Origin of the sequence: Streptomyces sp. NPDC001027 (assembly GCF_040299045.1) — a bacterium.
Classification (GTDB): domain Bacteria; phylum Actinomycetota; class Actinomycetes; order Streptomycetales; family Streptomycetaceae; genus Streptomyces.
Window position 1 is genome coordinate 1 of sequence record NZ_JBEPBI010000074.1, and the last position, 22,422, is coordinate 22,422.

Below are 22,422 nucleotides of genomic sequence, written 5' to 3' on the forward strand. Positions count from 1 at the left end.
CGCGATCGCCATGCGCGACTCGGTCACCTTGTCCATCGCCGCCGACAGCAGCGGGCGGACCCGCCGCCTTCGCGGCGGCGGCCCCCGGCCGGGCGGAGCGCCGCGGGGACGCCGCCCGCCGGTCCGGACGCACCGCTCCGAGCACCGGGTGGGACGCGATCGGCGAGACCTTGACCCGCTCGCCGGTCCTCGGCGCCTGGATCACCCTGCCCTCGCCCAGGTACAGCGCGACGTGGGTGGCCTCGGGGAAGTAGACCACCAGGTCGCCGGGGCGCAGCTCCTTCAGCGGGATCCGCGGCAGGCGCGCCCACTGCTCCTGGCTGGTGCGGGGGATCGGGGTCCCGGCGTGTCCCCAGGCCTCGGACGTCAGGCCCGAGCAGTCGTACGACCGCGGGCCCTCCGCGCCCCATTCGTACGGCTTCCCGATCTGCCGCACCGCGTACCGGACGGCCCGCTCGCCCTCCTTCGAGGGCTTGCGGTCGTCCTCGCCGAGCGCACCGGACGCGACCAGCGTGCGCTGCGCCCGCGCGACGCCGTCCTTCTCCAGCCTCTCCAGCGCGGCGAGCTGTCCGGCGGTGAGGGAGGCCAGCAGCTTCTCGACCGCGGCCAGCCGCCGGCGCACGGCGTCGCGCTCCTTCTTCCTGTGCGCCGTCAGGGTGAGCTGCGCGTCGAGGGCGGCCCTGGCCCGGCGCGCCAGCCCGTCGGCCCGGCGTTCGCCGCTCGCGAGCCGACCGACCGTCACGGCCCGTTCGCGCGCCAACTGCCCGATCAGATGCCCCTGGTCGAGGGCGTGCTGCGGATCGCGGGCGAGCAGCAGCCGCATGTACGCGGAGATGCCGGTGCTGCCCTGGTACTGCTGGCGGGCCAGCCGGCCGGCCGCTCCCCGGCTGTCGAGCAGCGACAGCCGCGCCCGCACCAGGCCGGCGTCCAGCCGCCCGGTCTCGGCGCGCCGCCGCGCGAGCTGCTCCTCGGTGGCGTTGTAGGCCTCGGTGGCCTGTTCCGCCTCGCGGTACAGCCGCTGAAGCTCCGTCAGCAGCTCAGCGGCGGTCCGCTCGCCGCCGCCCCCGTCCGCATCGCCGCCCATTGCAGTGCTGCCGCCCCCGTCCGCATCGCCCGCAACGCTGCCGTCCGCGCCGCCCGGAACGCCCGCGTCCGCGCCTCCGTCGACGTCGGCATCGGGATCGGCGTCGGCGTCGGGATCGGCGTCGGCGTCGAGGCCGGCGTCCGGCTTCTCGGCGGCCGGTGGAGCGCTCCGGTCCGGAGGGGCCGGCGCGGTCGCCGTCGGCCCGCCCGGTTCCGGAGGCTCCTGCGCGGCCGCGGCGCGCACCGGGGCGAGCACGGTCTGGGCGGCGAGCGCCGCCGTGGCGACCGTACAGGCCAGCCGCAGCAGTCTTCCTGACACGCCATCACCTCCGCCGCGGGGTGGCCCCTCCAGCCCGCAGGGCGAGCTTCGGACGGATCCGCGCGGCCCGCGCGCCGAGCGTGCGCGGTTCGGCGCAACGGGGTCACCCGTCGGCGTCGTCCCGCCGTCCGTCCGGCGTGGCGTCGGGCGTGGCGTGGCGCGTCGGGTCCGGCGGGCCGCCGGCCGGGGGACCGGGCGTCGCGTCGGGCTTCGACCAGGGCCAGCGCGGCCGTCCGCTGTCCTTGCCCTCGGGATCGAACGCGTACTTCCAGCCCTGGGGCAGCCCGAGCCGCTTGCTGTGGCCGCGGGGCACGCGCCGGTAGACCAGGACGGCGGGCGGGCCGCCCGCCGCGTCCGGGACGGGGATGCGGTACGTCTTCGGCGGGTGCCCGGTGGGGCCCAGCAGCACGGGCAGCACCCGGCCGTCCATGGGGCCGCCCTCGAAGGGGGTGTCTTCGCTCTTCACGCCACCAGTGTCGATCAGGTCTCCGCGGCCAGGGCGCCCTGGACCAGCTCGGCGGTCTGCGCGTCCCGCGCGGCGGTCACCATGAGGACGGCGACGAACTGGTCGACCAGCCAGTCCCGCAGCTCGTCGGCGGGCGGCTGTTTGTCCTCGTCGAGCCAGATCAGCGAGGCCGCCTCGACCGCGGTGATCCACATCCGCACGGTCATCCGCAGCCGCGGTCCCGGTCCGGCCACCCCCAGATGGCTGTAGACGGCCTCGGCGGCGGCCCGGCGCACGCCGTCCACGATGGCCGTCGTCCGGGACGTCTCGACCACGCTGCCGCCCTGGAGCAGGGCGCTGAAACCGGCGTCGTGGCGGCCGACGAAGGTCAGATAGCGGTCGAGGACGCGGGCGAGACGGGGGAGGAGGGGGCCCTCGTGGGGCTCGTCGAAGCAGTGGCGCAGCTCGTCGGCGGCGGAGCGCAGGGCGGCCTCGTAGAGCTGCTGCTTGCCGCCGGGGAAGTACCGGTAGACGAGCGGCCGGGAGACCCCGGCGGCCTCGGCCACGTCGTCCAGTGAGACGTCCTCGGGCACGCGGTGCGCGAACAGCGAGAGCGCGGCCTCCAGCAGCTGGCTGCGGCGCTCCTCGACGCTGAGGCGACGGTAGGCGGGGGCGGCGGGCGTCATGACGTGCAGCGTAATCCCCCGCCCCCGGGCGGCGCCTACGCCAGGAGCCCGGACGACCGCCACAGCCGGCGTCCGACGCCCCGCAGCACCCCGATGTCGTCCAGGAAGTCCGTCAGCCGCTTCGCTCCGGTCTGCATGATCTCCCGCCGGTGCCCGCTCACCCGCACCTGCGCCAGGGCCTCCCGCCGGTCCAGGCCGACGTTCGTGTAGACGTCCGGGTTCACGAAGGCCACGGAGAAGACCCGGGCGAACTCACCCGAGCTGACCCTGGTGAACTCCTGCGACCAGCGCGGGGCGGTCATCATCTGCCGGCGCAGCTCCTCACGGGCGTAGCGCACGTGCCGGGCCTCCTCCACGACGTGGATCCGGGTGACGCCCCGGACCAGCGGCTGGACCCGCTCGTCCGGGAAGGTCAGCCGCTGCATCCAGTCGAGGACCTCCTCGCCGAGCAGCGTCGCGGTGAACGAGCCGGGGGTGGTGGAGATCGTCTTGAAGACGCGGCCCAGGTGCTGGTGGGCGCGGCTCACCGGGTACCAGGGCGTGTCGCCGTGCGAGATCAGCCGGGCGAACATCTTCGAGTGCCGGCACTCGTCCTCGATCTCGGTGAGCGCGTAGCGCACGTGCGCGCTCGTCGCCGCCTTGTCGTAGATGTGCCGGACGAGGAGCTGCATGAGGATGATCTCGAACCAGATCCCCAGCGAGGCGAGCGCGGCGGCCTCGTGCTGGGACAGCAGGATCCGCTGCTCCTCGCCCATCCGCCGCCAGAGCGGCGTGTCGTAGAGCGACACGAGCTCCGGCGGCCAGAACCACTTGCCCTCCTCGAAGGGGGCGTTCCAGTCCAGCTCCTGATCCGGGTCGAAGGAGTGCTTGGCGGAGGACGCGAGCAGCCGCTCGGCCACCTGTTCCCGGTCCTTGAGCAGGCCCAGTGCGTCCCGCAGCCCTTCCACCGCGTCGGTGTCCGTGAGGGTCGTCATGCACTTATGAGACTGCTTGTCAGCAAGCCCGTCAATCCCCTGCGCGGAATTGCCGCACCGGGCAGCCGAGGCCCCCCGGGGCGGCGAACGCCGTCAGCCGAGCACCGCCTCCATCACGGCGCGCGCGATCGGGGCCGCCATCCCGCCGCCGGTGATGTCCCCGCGGCGCGCCGAACCGTCCTCCACCACCACCGCGACCGCCACCCGCGGCTCCACGTCCCGCACGCCCTGCGCCCACGAGACGAACCAGGCGTAGGGGATCCCGGCGTTGCCGACGCCGTGCTGCGCGGTGCCCGTCTTGCCGCCGACGATCGCGCCCGGGATCGCCGCGTTCACCCCGGTGCCCTCGCGCACCACGTCCGTCATCAGCTCCCGCATCCGCCGCGCCGTCGAGGGCAGCATCGCCTGGCGCGACGGACGGGAGCCGGCGGTGGACACCGTGGCCCCGCCCCGCCGCGTCGTCCGCTCCACCAGGTACGGCGTGCGCACCTGACCGCCGTCGGCCACCGCCGCCGACACCATCGCCATCTGCAGCGGAGTGGCCCGCGTGTTGTACTGGCCGATCGACGACAGCGCCAGCTGGGCCCGGTCGAGCGAGGTGTCGAAGGTGCTCGGCGCGACGGCGAACGGGATCCGCACGTCCAGGTCGTTGAAGCCGAACGCCTGCGCCGTCCGGGTCATCCGGGCCAGGCCGGTGTCCACGCCGAGCTTCGCGAACACCGTGTTGCACGACCACTCGAAGGCGTCCCGCAGGGGAGCGTCCTCGCAGCCGTCGCCCTCGTTGGTCAGCCGCGTCCGCGTTCCGGGCAGCCGGTAGGGGGCGGGGGAGTCGGTCGCCGCGTCCAGGTCGGTGATCACCCCCGCGTCCAGCGCCGCCGCCGCGGTGACGACCTTGAACGTCGACCCCGGCGGATAGGTCTGCCGCACCGCCCGGTTGAGCATCGGCCGGTCCGGATCGCCGTTGAGCCGCGCCCAGGCCCGCTCCGCCCCGGCGTCGTTCCCGGACAGCGCGGACGGGTCGTACGACGGGCTCGACACCAGCGCCAGCACCCGGCCCGTCGACGGCTCCACCGCCGCCACCGCGCCCTTGCGCCCGTCCAGCCCCTCGAACGCGGCCCGCTGGGCCCGCGGGTCCAGGGTGGTCACCACGTCGCCGCCCGCCGGCCGGCCCCGGGTGACGTCGTCCCACAGCGGGAACGTGGCGAGCAGCGGGTCCGAACCGGAGAGCACCCCGTCCCCGCTGTGCTCCAGGAACGTCGTCCCGTACACCTGCGAGGCGAAGCCCGTCACCGGCGCGTACAGCGGCCCGTCGCGGTACGAGCGCTCGTAGCGCAACTGCTCGCCCGTGTCCCGGGAGCCGGTCACCGGGACCCCGCCGACCAGGATGTCGCCGCGCGGCTGGGCGTAACGGGCGATGACCGCCCGCCGGTTGGCCGGGTTGCCGTCGTACGCCTCGGACCGGACGACCTGGACGCGCGCCGCGTTGACCAGGAGCGCCGCCAGCAGCAGCGCGCAGAACGCGGCGGCGCGCCGGATGTGCCGGGTCACCCGGACCTCCGTGAAGTCGTGCGGCCCGCGGCTCGGCCGGGCGCTCCGCCGGCCCCCTCGCGGCCCGCGTCATGGTGTGCGTCGTGGCCCGCCTCCTGGCGCGCCGCGTCCCGCGCTTCGGGGCGTGTCCCGTCGTACGGCCGCCGCGCCGAGTCGCTCACCCGGATCAGCAGCGCCACGATCGCCCAGTTGGTGACGACCGAGGAGCCGCCCTGCGCCAGGAACGGCATCGCCATGCCGGTCAGCGGGATCAGGCCGGTCACCCCGCCCGCGATCACGAACACCTGCAGCGCCACGATCGAGGCGAGGCCGGCCGCCAGCAGCCGTCCGAACGGGTCGCGCAGCGACAGCCCGGCCCGGAAACCACGCTCCACCAGCAGCCCGTACAGCAGGAACAGCGCCGACAGCCCCGCCAGGCCCAGTTCCTCGCCGGCCGTCGCCAGGATGAAGTCCGACTTCGCGGCGAAGCCGATGAGGACGGAGTGACCGAGTCCGAGCCCGGAGCCGAGCACCCCGCCGGCCGCGAAGGAGAACAGCGACTGCGCGAGCTGGTTGGCTCCCAGGCCGGCCTCGATGGAGGCGAACGGGTGCAGCCAGTCCTCGACCCGGCTGTGCACGTGCGGTTCGAGACGGCCGACGGCGACCGCGCCGAGCGAGGCGAGGAGCAGGCCCACGGCGATCCAGCCGGTGCGTCCGGTGGCCACGTAGAGCATCACCACGAAGAGGCCGAAGAAGAGCAGGGAGGTGCCGAGGTCCCGTTCCAGCACCAGCACGCCGACGCTCAGCAGCCAGATGGCGACGATCGGGCCGAGCACGCGGCCGGTGGGCAGCTGCATGCGCGTGAAGCGCCGGATCCGCCGGCCCGCGTAGCTCAGCGCCGTGCGGTTGGCGGCCAGATAGGCCGCGAAGAACACCGCCAGCAGCACCTTGGCGAACTCGCCGGGCTGAATGGAGAACCCGGCGATCCGGATCCAGATGCGCGCCCCGTTCACCGGAGGGAAGAGGACCGGGAGGGTGAGCAGGGCGAGCGCGGCGACCACGCAGACGTACGCGTACCGCTGCAGCACACGGTGGTCGCCCAGCACGGTCACCACCACGGCGAAGAGGGCCACCCCGACCGTCGACCACACCAGTTGGGCGGGCGCGGCCCGGTCGCCGGGCGTCTCCAGGTCGAGCCGGTAGATCAGCACCAGACCGATCCCGTTGAGCAGCACGGCGATCGGCAGCAGCAGCGGGTCGGCGCACGGGGCGCGCCATCGCACCGCGAGGTGCGCCAGCAGCGCGAGGACGCCGAGCCCGGCGCCGTAGCCCGCGGCGCCGGGCGGGACGGCGCCGAGCTTCGCCAGGCCGACCGCGCAGTAGCCGTACACCGACAGCAGGACGGCCAGCACGATCAGGGCGAGTTCGACGCCACGGCGCCGGGGGAGGCCTGCCGCGGGAGCGGGCGCGTCGGCCGCCGCCACGGCGGCCCCCGCTCCGACGCCGGTTTTCGTCATGTCCGGAACTTACCCAAATGTGGCTCCTTGTGAGCCGTGACGTGCGGTCGTGTCAGCACCAGCGCGGCGCCGCTCCGATGGTCTCGATGAACCGCGCCGAGCCCCAGGCCCAGGTGCCGTCCGTCAGGAGGTACCAGTGCGTGTTGCCCTGGACGTCCTGGCCGACGGTCCGGCAGAAGATGGACACGATCTCGCCGCGGAAGGCCACGCGGATCACCTGACTCGCCCGGGTGGGCGCGCTGCGCAGCAGCAGTTCGTTCGCGGTGACGCGTCCGCGCGAACGGCGGCCGTCGTCGTGGGCGCCGGACTGGTCGCTCCCGGCCTGGTCACCGCCCGACTGCCACTGGTTGCCGTTGCCGCCGGACTGCCACTGGCTGCCGCCGGACTGGCCGCCGTTCTGATGGCCGCTCGACTGGTTGCCGTTCTGATTGCCGCCCGACTGCCACTGGTTGCCGTTGCCGCCGGACTGCCACTGGCTGCCGCCGGACTGGCCGCCGTTCTGATGGCCGCTCGACTGGTTCCCGCTCTGATTGCCGCCGGACTGCCACTGGTTGCCGTTGCCGCCGGACTGCCAGCCGCCGCCACCGCCGTCACCGCCGTCGCCGCCGCCGGGCCGCCAGTCGTCGCCGTCCTCGCCGCCCTCGTTCTGCCGGCCGTCCGTTGCGCCCTGATGGGCGTGGACGCCGTCCCCGCCGTCGGCGAGGGCCGGGGCGACGGCCGCGGAGGACGCGAGGGCGCCGGCCGCGGCGACTATGGCGAGGCGGGTGAGAGCGGAGCGCAGGGACATGGCGATACCTCCACGAAGAGGGTGAAGCTGACTTATCGCCAGACTAGGAGCGGTTCGGGCGCACCGCCCGTCACGCTGCGCCATCGGGGAGGCCGCTCGCGGCCGGAGGCGTCTGAGGCAGTGTCAGGGTCGCCACGGCGCCGCCGTCCGGCGCGTTGGCGAACGTCAGCCGTGCCCCCAGCACCTCCGCCTGCCCCACCGCGATCGTCAGCCCCAGGCCGTGCCCCTTCGCCCCGCCCTCGGTGCGGAACCGCTGCGGCCCGTGGGTGACGAGGTACTCCGGATAGCCGTCCCCGTGGTCCCGCACGGTCACCGCCGGCCCGTCCACCGTCAGCACGACCGGCGCCCGCCCGTGCCGGCGCGCGTTGGCCAGGAGATTCCCGAGCACCCGCTCCAGGCGCCGCCGGTCGGTCTCGACGCGCGCGTCCCGGACGACGGTGACCACCATGCCGGCCGTCGAGCCGCCCGCGCTCGCCGCACCGCCCGCGCCCTCGGCTGCGGCGGCTCCGCCGGACGCTCCCGCACCCCCGGCGCCGCTCGCCCCGTCCGAGGCCTCCGCCGCCCGCACGACGCGCACCACCAGCGCCGTCAGGTCCTCGGCGTCCAGCTCCAGCCGCTCCCGTCCGGTGTCCAGCCGGGAGATCTCCAACAGGTCCTCGGTGAGCGTGCGCAGGGCCGCCACCCGGTCGCGCACCAGCTCCGTCGGCCGTCCCGGCGGCAGCAGTTCGGCCGCCGCATGCAGCCCGGTCAGCGGTGTGCGCAGCTCATGCGCCACGTCGGCGGTGAACCGCTGCTCGCTCAGCAGCTTGCCCTGCAGCGAGGACGCCATCGAGTCCAGCGCGACGGCGACGGTGCCCACCTCGTCCCGCGGCCGTCCCGGCTCCCTCGTGCGGGGGTCGTTCACACGGGCGTCCAGATCGCCCGCGGTGATCCGCCGGGCCACCTGCGCGGTGGTGTGCAGCCGCCGCGTCACGCGGGTCACCGCGACCGCGCCGACCAGCAGCGTCGCCCCGATCGCCAGCGCCGACGACCACAGGATCGCGGTGTCCAGCGCCTCGATGGTGCGGGCGCTCTGCGCGTAGTCGACCGCGACCGCGAGGGCCCGACCGCCGTCCACCGGGCCCGCCGCCCACATCGTGGGCCGTCCGTCGCGGTCGGCGACCATGGTGCCGCGCTCCCCGGCCGCCGCCAACTCCCGCAGCGAGACGGGCAGTCCCCGCGGGTCGACGCTCGCGCCCCAGCCGAGCGAGTCCCCGGCCTCGAACGCCGCCGTCGCCTCCTTCAGCCTCGACAGCGCGAGGTGGCGGGCCTGGCCGACGGTCTGGTCCGTCACCGAGACGTGCACGAGCACGCCGAGCAGGGCCGCCAGCGCACAGCACATGACCGTGATAAAGACGGCAGCTTTCACGGCGAGCGTGCCGGCCCACGAGGGCACCCCCAGTCTCATCGGCCGCTCCCGGGGGAGGAGGCGGCACGGGAGGCGGACTCCGGCGCGGACGCCGACGGGGACGAGGGCCGGTCGGCGGCCGTCGGAGGAGTCGTGGCTTCGGAGGTGGGAGCGGGGGAGGGGGAGGCGGACGACCGCGGTGCGTGCTTGCGGCCGCCGGTGCGCAGCATCTCGTCGTGGGTGAGCAGCATGGCCTGCTGCTGCTGGTCCCAGGTCCACTGCAGTCGGTACTCGTACCCGGCGACCTCCGAGGGGGCGCGGATGATCACGGACCGCGCGGCCAGTTCCACGCTGCTGACGGCGTCCTCGTAGCCCATGATCTGCACCAGCCGGTTCTTGCGGACGGTGTAGACGCGGACCGCCGTGAGGTTCCCGGGCAGCTGGCGGAAGCCCAGCGTCAGATCGTCGTGACCGTCTCCGGTGAGATCGCGGTAGTACGGCTTGAGGACGGGGCACTCGGCCGCCTTCGCTCCGCTCTTGCCGCAGTCCGCCATCCGGCTGGCGGTCTCCGCGTACGCGCCCGGACCGTAGTCGCCCGGATTCTGGGCGATCTCCCGGCGGACCACCGTGACCGGGTCCACCGCCCGGATGTCGCCGCCGGGCACGGTGACGCCCCGCACCACCTCGGTCTCCACCTCGCCGATGTCGAAGGCGGGGCGGGAGGCGGGGGTCAGATCCGGCCAGAGCCGGTCGGGGCTGATCGCCGTCGGCGTGGCGCCGGCCCCCTGCAGGTCGCCGGCGTCCCCGCAGCCCACGACGGTCGAGCCCAGCAGAACGACGCCGACGGCGGCAGCCGCCCACCGGGCGCGGGCCGGCCCGCCCGAACGGCCGGGCGCGCCGGCGTCGGGATCGCCGGCGTCGGGATCGCCGGGAGCGGCGGGACGACTGCGGAACACGGGACTCCTGTGACTCCTCCGGCCTGCGGCCGGTGACGAGGCCTACGACCGACGACGACGGCTTCTGACCGATGATGACGGCTTACGGCCGGTGGCGACGGTCTGTGGGCGACGTCGTTACTGGCTTCCGCACACCTTAATTCGTAAGGAAGTCCGTTTTGCGTACCGGTGGGCCGGTGGGCCGGCGGAGCGAGCCGGCGCCGAGGCGCGCTGATCCCGGGCGAAACGATTACTCGGCCAACTCCTCGATCAGCCGGGCCGTCGGCAGTCCCGCGCGCAGGTACTCCACGAACAGCTCGTTGTGCAGGGCCCACGGTGAGCGCCGTGACCGTATCAGCCGGATCGCGTCGTCGGCCGAGGAGCCCCGGCACACCAGGGCGTGGGCGACGACCAGCCCCGACCGGTTGTAGCCGCTGTAGCAGCGCACGAGGACCGTCCGCCCCGCGTCCAGCGCGTCGCCCGCGGCCTGGGCCAGTCGGATCACCCCGGCGAGCTGGGTGCCGTCCAACGGCCCGTCGGGAATCGGCCACACCTGGTGCTGCACGCCGGGCCCGGGCCCGTGTCCCGGCCTCGCCCGGGTCAGCGTCTGGACGAGATCGAACTCGTCCCGCACCACGGCGAGCTCCCGTTCTCCGGAGCGTCCCCGGAACTCATGGCCGCCCATCCACAGCCCGGGCACGATCTCGCTCCACGGACGATCCGGTTCCGGTACGTCGGGTCGCTTCCTGCGAGTCCGCAACGGCGCCTCCCCAAACGCGCTCCCTAGGCTCTGCCCAACTCGCTCCACGGGTAACCGCCTTCTTGCCCCGGAGCGTCCCTCCTGTTCCCATGGTCGTGGGGTGATGGTGCATGAACGGACTGCGCGTCATACCGACCTGGAGGCATGGCCGGGAGCGGCTCTACGTCTGCCTCACGGACGGCAGGAACATCGCCTGGTACGACCGTGAGGCGGCCAGGATCAACCTGATCCGCGACGATCGCAGGGAGGACGTCCTGGAGGTCCTCGGCCCCTTCGTCACCGGCCCCGTCACCATCGGCCCGCCCCCGGTCCCCACGCCGGCGGAGCTGGCCCGGCTCGCCCTCCCCCCGGACGACGACCTGGCGCCCAACCGCCCCGGCGAGGCCCTCCTGGTCGACCTCGAGCGCGACCCGGGCCCCGCGCACCGGCTGCGCACCGACCCGCGCCGGCGTTCCCTCGCGGCCGAGCAGACGGTCGGCGAGGCCCTGGACCGGCTCGACGGCGCAGGCTGGCACACGCTGCACTCCCTGCCGCTCCCGGGCGGCGGCCGACTCCACCACCTGGCCATCGGCCCGGCGGGCCTGTTCTCCGTCCACACGCTGTACGCCCGCAAGCAGCGGGTGCGGATCGCCGACCCCGTGGTCGGCCTGGGACGCCGGGACCCCGAGCCCCTGCTGCGCGCGATCAGGGGCGCCGCCGACCGCGCGTCCCACGCGCTCACGGCCGAGGTCCGTCCCGTGCTCGCCCTGGTAGGCCCGGCGGACGTCGCCTTCACCGGCCCCCCGCGCCGGGTCCGCGTCCTGACCGACACCGACCTCCCCGGCCTGGCCCGCCTGGGCGGAGTCCTCAAACCGGCGGACGTCGAGGCCCTCCACGCCATGGCAAGAGACCGCAGAACCTGGTCGCCTCTCGGCCCGTCCGGCGTTTTTTGAGGACGAGGCCCGTCGAGGGCCGACACAGGGGCCAGGGGGAGGCCCCCTGACGGGAGCCGAAGGGGCAGCGCGCCCCTGATGACGGGACGGGCAGGGGCGGCGGGGGCGAAGGAACCCGGCCCCCACCCCCGTCCCCACCCCCACCCTCACGCCGGCACCGCCCCCGCCCGCCCCGCCTCGAACAGCGCCCCCAACGGATCCCCGATCTCCCGCACCCGCGAAGCGACATCCGCCGCGAAGAACGTGAGCGCCCCCGCGGACCGGCACCCCTCCACCTCCTCCCACGTGACCGGAGCCGACACGGTCGGCTCCGCCCGCGCCCGCAGCGTGTACGGCGCGGCCGTCGTCTTGCGCGCCGCGTTCTGACTCCAGTCCACGAACACCTTCCCCGGCCGCAGACTCCGCGTCATGCGATGCAGCACCAGCCCCGGAGCGGCCCGCTCCGCTTCCACGGCCAGCCGCTTGGCGTACTCCGTGACCCGTTCGGACGACGCCCCCCGCACCGCCGCCAGCAGATGCAGCCCCTTGGACCCGGAGGTCTTCGGGAACGCCTCGATCCCGTCCGCCGCCAGCCGCTCGCGCAGCCACACCGCGACCTCGCAGCATTCGACGACGGTGGCGGGCGCACCGGGGTCGAGGTCGAAGACGAGCCGGTCGGCGGTCTCCGGCTCCTGGATCACCCACTGGGGCGTATGGAACTCGGTGACGAGATTCGCCGCCCACACCAGACTCGGCAGGTCCTGCACGACTGCCATCCGGGCCGGCCCCTCCGACCGCGGCACCTCGGCGGTGGCGACCCAGTCCGGCGTCCCGGGCGGCACGTTCTTGGCGAAGAAGACCTGGCCGCCGGGCCCGTCCGGGTAGCGCAGGAAGGACAGCGGCCGGTCCCGCAGATGGGGGAGCAGGACGTCGGCGACGGTCGCGTAGTAGTGCAGCACCTCGCCCTTGGTGAAGCCGGTCGCCGGGTACAGCACCTTCTCCAGGTTGCTGAGCGCGAGCCGCCTGCCCTCCACCTCGGTGATCGGCGTCATACGATGAGAATCACACAAAACGGCTGATATCACCTCACCTCATGCCACCCGTGCTCGGCCGGAAAGGTGCTGCACGTGAGATCCATCTGGAACGGCGCCATCTCCTTCGGTCTCGTCAGCATTCCGATCAAGCTCGTGAACGCCACCGAGAACCACTCGATCTCCTTCCGCCAGATCCACACGGAGGACGGCGGCCGCATTCGCTATCGCAAGGTCTGCGAGCTGGAGGAGCGCGAGGTGTCGTCGGCGGAGATCGGCAAGGGCTACGAGGACGCGGACGGCACGATCATCCCGATCACCGACGAGGACCTCTCCCACCTGCCGCTCCCGACCGCAAAGACCATCGAGATCGTCGCCTTCGTGCCGGCGGACCGGATCGACCCGCTCCAGATGGACGCCGCCTACTACCTTCAGGCGGGCGGCGCTCCGGCGGCCAAGCCGTACACCCTGCTGCGGGAGGCCCTGAAGCGCAGCAACAAGGTCGCGATCGCGAAGTACGCCCTCCGTGGCCGTGAGCGGCTCGGCATGCTCCGCGTGGTCGGCGAGGCGATCGCCATGCACGGACTGCTCTGGCCGGACGAGGTCCGGGCGCCCGAGGGCATCGCCCCGGACACCTCCGTCACCGTCCGCGACAACGAGCTGGACCTCGCGGACGCCCTGATGGACACCCTCGGCGAGGTGGACCTGGAGGACCTGCACGACGAGTACCGCGAGGCGGTGGAGGAGGTCGTCGCGGCGAAGGCCGCCGGCGAGGCGCCTCCCGAGGCCCCGTCCGCGCCGTCCAGCGGAAAGGTGCTGGATCTGATGGCGGCCCTGGAGAAGAGCGTCCGGGCGGCGAAGGAGTCGCGGGGCGAGGCGTCGCCGTCCGCGCAGGAACCGGAGGCGGCCGAGAAGGCCGAGGTCAGACGTCTGCCCCAGCGCAAGTCGGCCGGCGCCTCGCCCAAGCAGACGGGCGGCAAGAAGTCGACGTCCACGGCGAAGAAGTCCACGGCCGCGCCGCGCAGGGCGACGGCGAAGTCCGCCGCGACCGCGAAGAAGACCACGGCGAGCGGGAGCACGGCCAAGAAGACCGCCGCAAAGAAGACCACGTCGACGGCGAAGAAGGCGACCGCCGGGACGACCGCGAAGACGACCGCCAAGAAGACGGCCAAGAAGGCGACTCCCCGCAAACGCACGGCCTGACCGCCCACCGCCCGCCCCGCCCCGGGCGCGCCTGCGCCTGCCCCGCTCTCGGCGCGCCCGCCGCCCGCGCCCGCGGCGCCCGCACCCACGCCGGGGCGGGCCGTCCGGAGTCCTCCCCGCGCCCACGCTCACGCCCGCTCCGACGCCGGTGCTGCGCCCTGCCCTGCCAGGTGGCCGTCAGGTCTCGCGGCCTCGGTGGGCCTCTCGCGGCCCCTTCGGACGCCGCCGGATCTCGGCGCCCCGTCGTTCTCCCGCCCGACGCGCCCGCCCGACCGACGCAGCCGTCCGCCCGACGCGACCGCCCGCCCGACCGGCCGTCCGGCGTGACCGGCTGTCCGACGCGGCCGTCCGGCGTGACCGCCCGCCCGACCGGCCGTCCGCCCGCCCGCCTGACCGTCCGCCCGCCCGACCGGCGTGACCGGCGTGACCGGCTGTCCGGCGCGGCTGTCCGGCGTGACCGGTCGCCCGACCGGCTGTCCGGCGTGACCGCCCGCCCGACCGATGCGACCGCCCGTCCGGCGTGACTGTCCGGCGTGACCGGTCGCCCGACCGGCTGTCCGGCGTGACCGCCCGCCCGACGCGGCTGTCCGTCCGACGCGGCTGTCCGGCATGACCGCCCGTCCGGCGTGACCGGTCGCCCGACCGCCCGCCCGACGCAGCCGTCCGGCGTGACCGGCCGTCCGGCGGATCGGCCGCCTCTCAGACGATCCGCTGCAACTCCCCGTCGTCCCCGCGCCCCCCGTCGTCCCCGCGCCTGCCGTCGTCCCCGTGCTCGTCGCCGGGGCCGTCGCGCTCGTCGCCCGGGTCCGCCCCGCCCTTCGCCGCTTCGCTCGCCCCGCCCTTCGGGCCGTCCGCGCCGGCCAGGACGCCGCCTCGGCGCGGGAGGGCCAGCAGGGCCGTGCCCGCGGCCAGCCCCACCGCCGCCGGGACGGGGAACGCACCCGCGGGCGCGAACCCGTGACCCGCGAAGAAGACCAGCGCCCAGACGCTCACCCCGAGCCCCGCCCACACACGCCAGGACGCCGCGCCGCGCAGCCCGGCGTCGGGCCGGACGGCCCTCTCCGCGGAGGCCAGCCTCCGCTCCAGCGGACGCAACGCCCGGACGACCCCGGCCAGCACCGCCCCCAGCACCAGCAGCCACGGCGCCCGCAGGGCCCACCAGCCCGCCGAGCCGTACCCGGGCTCGGGGGCGAGACCGGTGAGGTAGAAGGCGGCCGCGACGATCAGCACGGGCAGCATGTGCCACAGGTAGAGCGCCATGCTGCCGGATCCGAGCGCTCGCACCGCCCGTCGCGCCCGGTCTCCCTCCAGCGCCCTGCGGACGGCCGGCGCGATCCACAGCGCCACCCCTGCCTGCGCCACGGCCCAGGCCAGCAGGGCCGCCGACGGCGGATCGGTGTTGCTCGGATCCTGCCCCGTCACCAGGATGAGGCTGACCGGGAACGGTCCGGGCCCGACGAGTGCGGCGAACACCGCCCCACCGCCCGCCGCCAGGGCGATCGGCGCCCGCCGCCCGCCCTCGGCCAGCAGACCGTCCCGCCAGCAGAAGCCGAGTTGGTAGACGACGCCCCACACGAGCAGGTAGTTCACCGCCCCGGCGGCCTCGACGAACGCGGAGCGGGGCGGCCCGACGACCGCGACGAGCGAGCCCACGCCGAACCCGACGGCCCCCATGACCACGGGCACGCGCGCCCCCCACCGCTCGTGCAGCGCGTACAGCGCCGGCGTCAGGGCGCTGATCAGCAGATACACCGGCAGGAACCAGAACTGCATGGCCATCGCCCAGCCCGCCATCGCGAGGGTCGCGGGATCCACGCCGAGCGGGGCGCACACGCCGATGGCCAGCAGGACGAGACCGCTGTACACGGCCGTCGGCAGCAGCAGCCGGACCGCCCGCTGCCCCACCCACCCGGCGGCGCTTCCGCCGGCGTCCCGGCAGCGCGCCCAGGATCCGCCGGCCGCGTGCCCGCCGGCCAGGAAGAACAGCGGCATGATCTGGAAGCCCAGTGTCAGCCACTGCGTCCAGGGCAGCGCGCGCAGCATCTCCGGCGCGGTGAGCGTCCCGTCCGGGTGCCGGACCAGCCCCGTGATCAGCCAGTGCCCCAGCACCACGAGCAGGATCGCCCAGGCCCGCAGGAAGTCGACGTACCGGTCTCGGCTCATGCCCCGCATGCTGCCGCTCCCGCCGACTCCCCTGCAGCGGGACCGCGTTGTCGCAACCAAGCCGTGCCCTGACCGGCGCGCCTGACCGCGCGCCGGAATGCGTGCCAGTCCGCGCACCGACGCTCACCGGCCGCGCGCCGGACCGCGTGCCAGGCCATGCACCGACGCTCACCGGCCGCGCACCGGACCGCTCATCCCATCGAGTTCGCGGACCCGGCGCATCGAGCGCGGCGGCCCGGTCCGCCGGGTCTCTCCGCACTCTTGACGCTCGGCATGTTACCGGTAACATCGACGGTCGTCGGAGCATCACACCGCCCCCCCACGACGCCGTGGGCCGTCCGTCCTGGAGTCCGCGTGACAGACCGCCCCCCGGCGCGGCGCGCCTCGGCCGCCGCATCCCCGTCCCCCACCCCGGCGGGCCCCGTCGTCGCCGAAGCCGGGCCCGTCGTGGACGCCGCAGCCCGGCCCGTCGTCGCCGAAGCCGGCGCCGGCGCGGACTCCGTGGAGGCCGGTCCCGTCTTCACGACGTCCGCCGTGGTCGCGTCCTGCTTCGGATTCGTGCTCATCGGCGCGCTCCAGGCCCTCTACGGGCCGTCGATCCCGGCCCTGCGCGACGACTTCGGACTCTCCCCCTCCGCCGCGGGCCTCGGCCTGAGCGCCCACTTCGCGGGCGGCGTCGCCGGCGTCCTCCTCTTCGACCGGCTCTTCGGGCGCACCGGCAACCGCCGGATCCTCGCCGTCGCCTACCTGCTGATGGCGGCCGGGGCCGCAGGGTTCGCCCTCGCCCCCGGCTGGCCCCTCGCGCTCCTCGCGGCCCTCGTGGCCGGCATCGGCTTCGGCGGCATCGACTACGGCCTCAACCGTCTGTTCGCGACGGGCTTCGGACGCCGTTCCACCGCGATGCTCAACATCCTCAACGCCCACTTCGGCGTCGGCGCGATCCTGGGTCCCGCCCTGATCGGAGCCGTCGGTTCCGAGCACTACCCGGCCCTCTTCCTGGCGTTCGCCCTCGCCAACCTCCCCCTGCTGCTCTGCCTGCGGGGCGTCAGGGACCACGCACCGGGCCCCGCGTCCTCCGACACCGGCGACCGCGCACCCGTCGGCGCCGCCCTGCGCTCCGTCCTCGCCGTCTTCGTCGCCCTGTACGTCCTGCACGTGGGCATCGAGGCGGGCGTGGGCGGCTGGGAGCCCACGCACCTGGAGTCCGTCGGCTACGGCGCGGGCGCGGCCGCCACCGCGACCAGCGTCTACTGGCTGATGATGACCGTCGGCCGCTTCCTGGCCGCCCCGATCGCCCTGCGCTTCTCCGCCCAGACGATCATCACGGTCTCCTGCGCCGGCATGACGGCCTGCCTCCTCCTGGCGGCCGTCCCCGGCATCGCCCCGTACGCCTACGCGGGCGTCGGCCTCTTCATCGCCCCGATCTTCCCCACCGGCCTGCCCTGGCTCAGCAGGGTCGCCCCCGGCGCCCGCCGGGCCGGCGCGATCGTCATGGCCGCGTCCATGCTGGGCGGCGTGGCCGCGGGGCCGGCACTCGGCAAGATCATCGAGTGGTCGGGCGTCCGGGCCGTCCCCCTCATCCTCGCGGCCGTCTCGGCCGTCTGCCTGGCGTCCACCCTCTGGCTCGCCCGCACGACACGCCGGTCGACGCACCGGCCGTCCCCCTGACGCAGACCGCCCCGTCCCCGCCCCATCCCACCGAAGGGACCCCATGCCCGCCCTCGCCACCGCCTCCGACGGCTTCCTCCTCCACGGCGCCCCCTTCCGCATCATCTCCGGGGCGATGCACTACTTCCGCGTCCACCCCGACCAGTGGGCCGACCGGCTGCGCAAGGCCCGCCTCATGGGCCTGAACACCGTCGAGACGTACCTCCCCTGGAACCTCCACCAGCCCGAACCCGGCGCCCTGGTCCTCGACGGCCTGCTCGACCTGCCCCGCTTCCTGCGCCTGGCCGCGGCCGAGGGCCTGCACGTCCTCCTCCGTCCCGGCCCGTTCATCTGCGCAGAGTGGGACGGCGGAGGCCTGCCCCACTGGCTCACCGCCGACCCCGACATCCGCCTGCGCACCAGCGACCCCCGCTTCACGGACGCCGTCGACCGCTACCTCGACCTCCTCCTCCCGCCGCTCCTGCCGTACATGGCGGCGTCGGGCGGCCCCGTCGTCGCCGTGCAGGTGGAGAACGAGTACGGCGCGTACGGCGACGACGTCGCCTACCTCAAGCACATCGAGCACGCCCTGCGCTCCCGGGGCGTCGAGGAACTGCTCTTCACCTGCGACCAGACCGCCGGCGACCACCTCCGCAACGGGACGCTGCCCGGCGTCCTGGCCACCGGCACGTTCGGCAGCCGCGTGGAGGAGTCGCTGCGCCGGCTCCGCGAGGCGCAGCCCGAAGGCCCCCTGATGTGCTCGGAGTTCTGGATCGGCTGGTTCGACCACTGGGGCGGCCCGCACCACGGCAGGGACGCCGAGGACGCCGCCGCCGACCTGGACCGGCTCCTCTCCGCGGGCGCCTCCGTCAACATCTACATGTTCCACGGCGGCACCAACTTCGGTTACACCAACGGCGCCAACCACCATCACGCCTACGTGCCCACCGTCACCTCCTACGACTACGACGCCCCGCTCACCGAGAGCGGCGACCCGGGCCCGAAGTACCACGCCTTCCGCGAGGTCATCGCCCGCCACGCCCCGGTCCCGGACGAGCCCGTCCCGGCGCCGTCGCCCAAACTCCCGCCGACCGCAGTCCGGTTGACCCACCGCACGTCCCTCATCGGGTCGGCCGGCCGCCCGGTCCGCGCCACGGACCCGCTCTCCGCCGACGACATGGGGCGGCGCTCCGGCTACACCCTCTACCGGACGACCGTCCCCACCCCGGGGGACGGCCTGCTCCACTTCGCCGGGGGAGTGGGGGACCGCGCCCAGGTCTTCCTCGACGGCGCCCCGGCCGGCGTCCTGGAGCGCGAGCGCTACGAGGAGAGCCTGCCGGTGCACGTCCCGCGCGCGGGCGCCGTCCTCGACGTGCTCGTGGAGAACATGGGCCGGGTCAACTACGGGCCCCGCATCGGCGTCCCGAAGGGCCTGCTGGGCCCGGTCACCTTCCTGGGACGACCCCTGCGGGACTGGGACTGCCACGCGCTCCCGCTCGACGACGCCCCCTCCCTCGCGGCCCTCACCGCCGCGAACGCCCCCGCCGATCCCGAGACCTCCGAGACCGCCGATCCCGAGACCGCCGGCGCCGAGACCTCCGGCCCCGAGGGCGCGACCGCCGGGACCTTCACCTCGCGGTTCCCCGTCCCCGAGGCGTTCGCCTCCGCCGGCCCCGCCTTCCACCACGGCGTCTTCGACGTGTCGACCCCGGCCGACGCCTTCCTCTCCCTCCCCGGCTGGACCAAGGGCCAGGCCTGGATCAACGGCTTCCACCTCGGCCGCTACTGGAACCGCGGCCCCCAGCGCACCCTCTACGTCCCCGCGCCCGTCCTGCGCAGCGGGGCCAACGACCTGGTCCTCCTCGAACTGCACGGCGCCACGACGTCCGAGGTCCACCTCACCGACGTCCCCGACCTGGGCCCGACAGGCCCCTGACCCCGCCCGCCTCCTGCGTCCCCCGCCTCCCCGGCCGCCTCCTGCGTCCCTCCGCCTCCCCGGCCGGTCCCGTCGTCCGGCCGGCCGACGGTCCACCCGTCGCCTCGCCCACCCGTCCCCTCGCCCCCCGTCCGGACCTATCCTGTGGATGCGCCGGGCGGTTCCGCACGAACAGCGCCACTGCCCGGACAAGCCCGCCCCCGCTGGCGGAAGCCTCCCCACCTCCGCCCGCGCCCGGGCGCCTCCGCCCAGTCCGGCCAGCCCAGGAAGAAGCCCCCACCATGACCGGTAGCGCTGCCGACGGCCCGGCGCCCAGGGGGCGCAGCAGACGCAACTTCGCCGGAGCCCGCCCGGTGATGGACGACGTCGCGAAGCTGGCGGGCGTCTCCAAGCAGACCGTCTCCCGGGTGCTCAACGACCACCCGGCCGTCCGCGCCGAGACGAGGGAGGCGGTCCGGACGGCGATGCGCACGCTCGGCTACCGCCCCAGCAGCAGCGCCCGCTCGCTGGCCAGCGGGCGTACCCGCATGCTCGGCGTGATCTCCTTCGACGCGGCCCGCTACGGCCCCGCCTCGACCCTGACCGCGATCAACACGGCGGCGCAGGAGGCGGGCTACCTGGTGAGCTCGATCGCGCTGGACACCGCGGACCGGGACACGGTGGTGCGGGCGGCCGACCGGCTGTCGGCGGAGGGCGCGGACGGCGTGATCGCCATCGCCCCCCAGGTCCGGCTGGCGCGCGCCCTCGCGGAGGCCCACCTCGACACCCCGCTGGTCGTCATGGACAACGAGCTCGGCGACGGCACGCCCGTGGTCACCTCCGACGCGCGCACCGGCGCCCACAAGGCGACGCGGCACCTGCTCTCGCTCGGCCACCCCACGGTCCGCCACCTCGCCGGCCCGGCGGGCTGGACGTCGGCGGAGCGTCGCGCGGACAGCTGGCGCGCCACCCTCGAGGCGGCGGGGGCCGAGGTGCACGCTCCCCTCGTCGGCGACTGGACCGCCGACTCGGGCTACGACCGGGGCCGCGAACTGGCGAAGGACCCGGACCTGACCGCGGTCTTCGTCTCGAACGACCAGATGGCGCTCGGCGTTCTGCGCGCCCTGCACGAGGCGGGCCGCCGCGTCCCCGAGGACGTCAGCGTGGTCGGCTACGACGACATCCCGGAAGCCGCCCACTTCCTTCCCCCGCTCACCACGATCCGCACCGACTTCACCGACATCGGCACCATCGCCCTGCGCGTCCTCCTGGCCCGGATCGACGCCCCGCCCCAGCCGACCCGGGCGCCGGAGCCCTCCCTCACCCTCATCCCGGTCGAGCTGCGCGTCCGCCACAGCACGACCGCCCCGCCGAACGCCCCCGCCCCGCCGAACGCCTGATCGGCGCCGTGTAGCGTGACGCTCTTCGGCCGGCGCGAGCCGGACGGAGTACCCGAAGGCCGGGCACCCACATGCATCTCGCCGCACGCCGCCGCCTCGCCGCCGCCCTGGACGACCTCTCCGACGTCTTCCACGGCATGACCGCACACCCGGACGAGCACAACTGCTCATGCCACTGGGGCGATCCGGAAGAGGTGTCCCTCCTCAAGACCCCGGACGTGGAACTGGATCCGGACCTCCTGCGACGGACCTGGCAGGCCGTCGACTGGAACGATCACGCGGCCGTGCTGCGCCGCATCCTGCCGCAGTTCGCCACGGCCCTCGTCGCCGGACGGGTGCGCGCCCTGTCCGGTCTGGAAGAGGCCGGTCACTCCTTCGCCCGCGCCCGCTGGCGGCAGTGGCCCGGTGAACAGGCCGCCGCCGTGGACGAGTTCCTGCACGCCTGGTGGGTGCAGAGCCTCACCGACCCGGACGCGGCCGTCCCCGCGCACCAGGTCCTCGCGATGTGCGCCGAGGCGTCCGGAACGCTCGGCCCCTGGCTCGCCGACTGGGAGCAGCACACCGGGGGCCCCAGCGACCGGCGTCTCGCCGAGGCGGCCGGGCACTGGGAGTACGAACTCCTGGGAGACAGCCTGCCGTGGCACGTCCACTGGCCCGAGCACGACGAGGAGGAGCTGCGCGCCGAACTGGTCGGCTGGCTGCTCGGCCACGCCGCGACGCGGCTGCGCACGTCGCACGCACCGGCGGACCTGCGTCACCGGATACAGCTGCTGGCTCTCACCGGCGAGGACCGCTGGACGTCCCCCCATTGGCCGGGCCACCGCTACTGACGCCCACCCGGCGTCAGTCCTCGCCGAGGCCGCGCTCCGGTGCGCTCATGTCCCCGGTGCGGGGAGTGCCGTCGGCGAGTCCGTAACGCAGGTACACGGTGCCCTTCGGGCTGGTCGTGGGCGGTTCGAGGAGGGTGAGGTTCGTGGGCGCCGCGCCGCCGTCGAACACCTTCTTGCCGACGCCGAGCACGATCGGGTGCACCCAGAGGTCGAGACGGTCGAAGAGCTTCTCCCGCAGGAGCGTCTGCACCAGGTCGAGGCTCCCGACGACCTTCACGTGCTCGTGCCGGTCGCGGATCTCGCGCACCGCGCCGACCAGGTCCGGGCCGAGGTGCGTCGATCCCTCCCACGAGAGGTCGGGCGTGCCGCGGGAGGCGACGTACTTCGGGACGCTGTTGAAGAGCGCAGCGATCTCGTTGTCCACGCCGCCCTTCTGGTGCGGCCAGTACGCGGCGAAGATGTCGTACGTTCGCCGGCCGAGCAGAAGGGCGTCCGTGCCCTCGTACGCGGCGACGATCTGCGCTCCGGCGACCTCGTCCGACAGCGGCGCCTGCCAGCCGCCGAACGGAAACCCCTCCGGGTCCTCGTCCGGGCCGCCGGGTGACTGCGCCACGAGGTCCAGTGTCGCGAACATCTCGATGTCGATGAGGCCCATGTCCTGCTCCCGGTGAGTCACGAGTTTCGTCTGTCTCGGTCGGCAGGTAGACCTGTGAACCCGGGCAGACTCATCGCCGCGACGGCGCCGACTTCGTGTTCGCAGCCCGCCCGATGCCGGGACACCGCACCGGCACCCCTCTCACCTCACGATAGAACAGGGGCCGCGTCCCGACCCGGCGAAGCCCCGCCCCGGGAGTCAGCGCAGGTCACCGGCGCGCTCGCCGTCGGTTGCGGCGTGCCCGTCC

The 22,422-nt window shown here is 74.6% G+C and carries 19 protein-coding genes; 6 read left to right on the forward strand and 13 right to left on the reverse strand.

Going from position 1 to position 22,422, the window contains the following annotated elements; all coding sequences use genetic code 11:
• The 10 genes from ABT300_RS21190 to ABT300_RS21235 form a co-directional block, all read right to left on the reverse strand.
• On the reverse strand, positions 1 to 1,084 hold a 1,084-nt coding region (locus ABT300_RS21190; RefSeq protein WP_502977969.1), incomplete at its 3' end, for a C40 family peptidase.
• Between the two features lie 421 nt (positions 1,085 to 1,505).
• Positions 1,506 to 1,868, reverse strand: a complete 363-nt coding sequence (locus ABT300_RS21195; RefSeq protein WP_351677905.1) for a DUF8847 domain-containing protein — start codon at positions 1,866 to 1,868, stop codon at positions 1,506 to 1,508.
• A gap of 14 nt (positions 1,869 to 1,882) precedes the next feature.
• Positions 1,883 to 2,533: a TetR/AcrR family transcriptional regulator gene (locus tag ABT300_RS21200; RefSeq protein ID WP_351677908.1), complete on the reverse strand. Its 651-nt coding sequence runs from the start codon at positions 2,531 to 2,533 to the stop codon at positions 1,883 to 1,885.
• A gap of 35 nt (positions 2,534 to 2,568) precedes the next feature.
• Positions 2,569 to 3,507 (reverse strand): AurF N-oxygenase family protein, encoded by a 939-nt coding sequence (locus ABT300_RS21205; protein ID WP_351677910.1) that lies wholly within the window; start codon positions 3,505 to 3,507, stop codon positions 2,569 to 2,571.
• Positions 3,508 to 3,600: 93 nt separating this feature from the next.
• Entirely contained in the window at positions 3,601 to 5,055 is a 1,455-nt protein-coding gene (locus tag ABT300_RS21210; RefSeq protein ID WP_351677913.1) for a peptidoglycan D,D-transpeptidase FtsI family protein, read from the reverse strand.
• Positions 5,052 to 6,551: an FtsW/RodA/SpoVE family cell cycle protein gene (locus ABT300_RS21215; RefSeq protein WP_351677916.1), complete on the reverse strand. Its 1,500-nt coding sequence runs from the start codon at positions 6,549 to 6,551 to the stop codon at positions 5,052 to 5,054. Before ABT300_RS21215 ends, ABT300_RS21210 begins: the two co-directional genes overlap by 4 nt.
• A gap of 52 nt (positions 6,552 to 6,603) precedes the next feature.
• Positions 6,604 to 7,338: an SH3 domain-containing protein gene (locus ABT300_RS21220; protein ID WP_351677919.1), complete on the reverse strand. Its 735-nt coding sequence runs from the start codon at positions 7,336 to 7,338 to the stop codon at positions 6,604 to 6,606.
• Between the two features lie 70 nt (positions 7,339 to 7,408).
• Positions 7,409 to 8,785 carry an ATP-binding protein gene (locus ABT300_RS21225; protein WP_351677922.1) on the reverse strand — a complete coding sequence of 459 codons (1,377 nt, stop codon included), beginning with the start codon at positions 8,783 to 8,785 and terminating at the stop codon, positions 7,409 to 7,411.
• Positions 8,782 to 9,681 (reverse strand): hypothetical protein, encoded by a 900-nt coding sequence (locus ABT300_RS21230; protein WP_502977968.1) that lies wholly within the window; start codon positions 9,679 to 9,681, stop codon positions 8,782 to 8,784. The genes ABT300_RS21225 and ABT300_RS21230 overlap by 4 nt, the downstream gene beginning before the upstream one ends.
• 229 nt (positions 9,682 to 9,910) lie before the next feature.
• Positions 9,911 to 10,420, reverse strand: coding sequence for a protein-tyrosine phosphatase family protein (locus ABT300_RS21235; RefSeq protein WP_351677925.1), 510 nt, complete (start codon positions 10,418 to 10,420; stop codon positions 9,911 to 9,913).
• A 110-nt stretch (positions 10,421 to 10,530) separates the two neighbouring features.
• Here ABT300_RS21235 and ABT300_RS21240 point away from each other — a divergent pair, with 110 nt between their 5' ends.
• Complete coding sequence (locus ABT300_RS21240; protein WP_351677928.1) at positions 10,531 to 11,352, forward strand: NERD domain-containing protein; 822 nt, start codon at positions 10,531 to 10,533, stop codon at positions 11,350 to 11,352.
• 146 nt (positions 11,353 to 11,498) lie between these two features.
• Here ABT300_RS21240 and ligD read toward each other — a convergent pair whose 3' ends face one another.
• Entirely contained in the window at positions 11,499 to 12,383 is an 885-nt protein-coding gene (gene ligD, locus ABT300_RS21245) for a non-homologous end-joining DNA ligase (protein WP_351677931.1), read from the reverse strand.
• Positions 12,384 to 12,458: 75 nt separating this feature from the next.
• Between ligD and ku the strand changes: the two genes are divergently transcribed.
• Positions 12,459 to 13,565 carry a non-homologous end joining protein Ku gene (gene ku / locus ABT300_RS21250; protein ID WP_452991728.1) on the forward strand — a complete coding sequence of 369 codons (1,107 nt, stop codon included), beginning with the start codon at positions 12,459 to 12,461 and terminating at the stop codon, positions 13,563 to 13,565.
• Between the two features lie 699 nt (positions 13,566 to 14,264).
• Here ku and ABT300_RS21255 read toward each other — a convergent pair.
• On the reverse strand, positions 14,265 to 15,728 hold the full coding sequence (locus ABT300_RS21255) for an acyltransferase family protein (protein ID WP_351677937.1): 1,464 nt from the start codon (positions 15,726 to 15,728) through the stop codon (positions 14,265 to 14,267).
• 501 nt (positions 15,729 to 16,229) lie between these two features.
• Here ABT300_RS21255 and ABT300_RS21260 point away from each other — a divergent pair.
• The 4 genes from ABT300_RS21260 (at position 16,230) to ABT300_RS21275 (ending at position 21,520) form a co-directional block, all read left to right on the forward strand.
• The gene (locus ABT300_RS21260) at positions 16,230 to 17,396 is read left to right on the forward strand and encodes an MFS transporter (protein WP_452996235.1); all 1,167 of its coding nucleotides are present in this window, start codon (positions 16,230 to 16,232) and stop codon (positions 17,394 to 17,396) included.
• Between the two features lie 43 nt (positions 17,397 to 17,439).
• Positions 17,440 to 19,311 carry a glycoside hydrolase family 35 protein gene (locus ABT300_RS21265; RefSeq protein ID WP_351677940.1) on the forward strand — a complete coding sequence of 624 codons (1,872 nt, stop codon included), beginning with the start codon at positions 17,440 to 17,442 and terminating at the stop codon, positions 19,309 to 19,311.
• Positions 19,312 to 19,592: 281 nt separating this feature from the next.
• Positions 19,593 to 20,690 carry a LacI family DNA-binding transcriptional regulator gene (locus tag ABT300_RS21270; protein ID WP_351677943.1) on the forward strand — a complete coding sequence of 366 codons (1,098 nt, stop codon included), beginning with the start codon at positions 19,593 to 19,595 and terminating at the stop codon, positions 20,688 to 20,690.
• A 71-nt stretch (positions 20,691 to 20,761) separates the two neighbouring features.
• On the forward strand, positions 20,762 to 21,520 hold the full coding sequence (locus tag ABT300_RS21275) for a hypothetical protein (protein WP_351677946.1): 759 nt from the start codon (positions 20,762 to 20,764) through the stop codon (positions 21,518 to 21,520).
• A gap of 13 nt (positions 21,521 to 21,533) precedes the next feature.
• Here ABT300_RS21275 and ABT300_RS21280 read toward each other — a convergent pair whose 3' ends face one another.
• Positions 21,534 to 22,175 (reverse strand): dihydrofolate reductase family protein, encoded by a 642-nt coding sequence (locus ABT300_RS21280; protein ID WP_351677949.1) that lies wholly within the window; start codon positions 22,173 to 22,175, stop codon positions 21,534 to 21,536.
• Positions 22,176 to 22,422 lie beyond the last annotated feature (247 nt).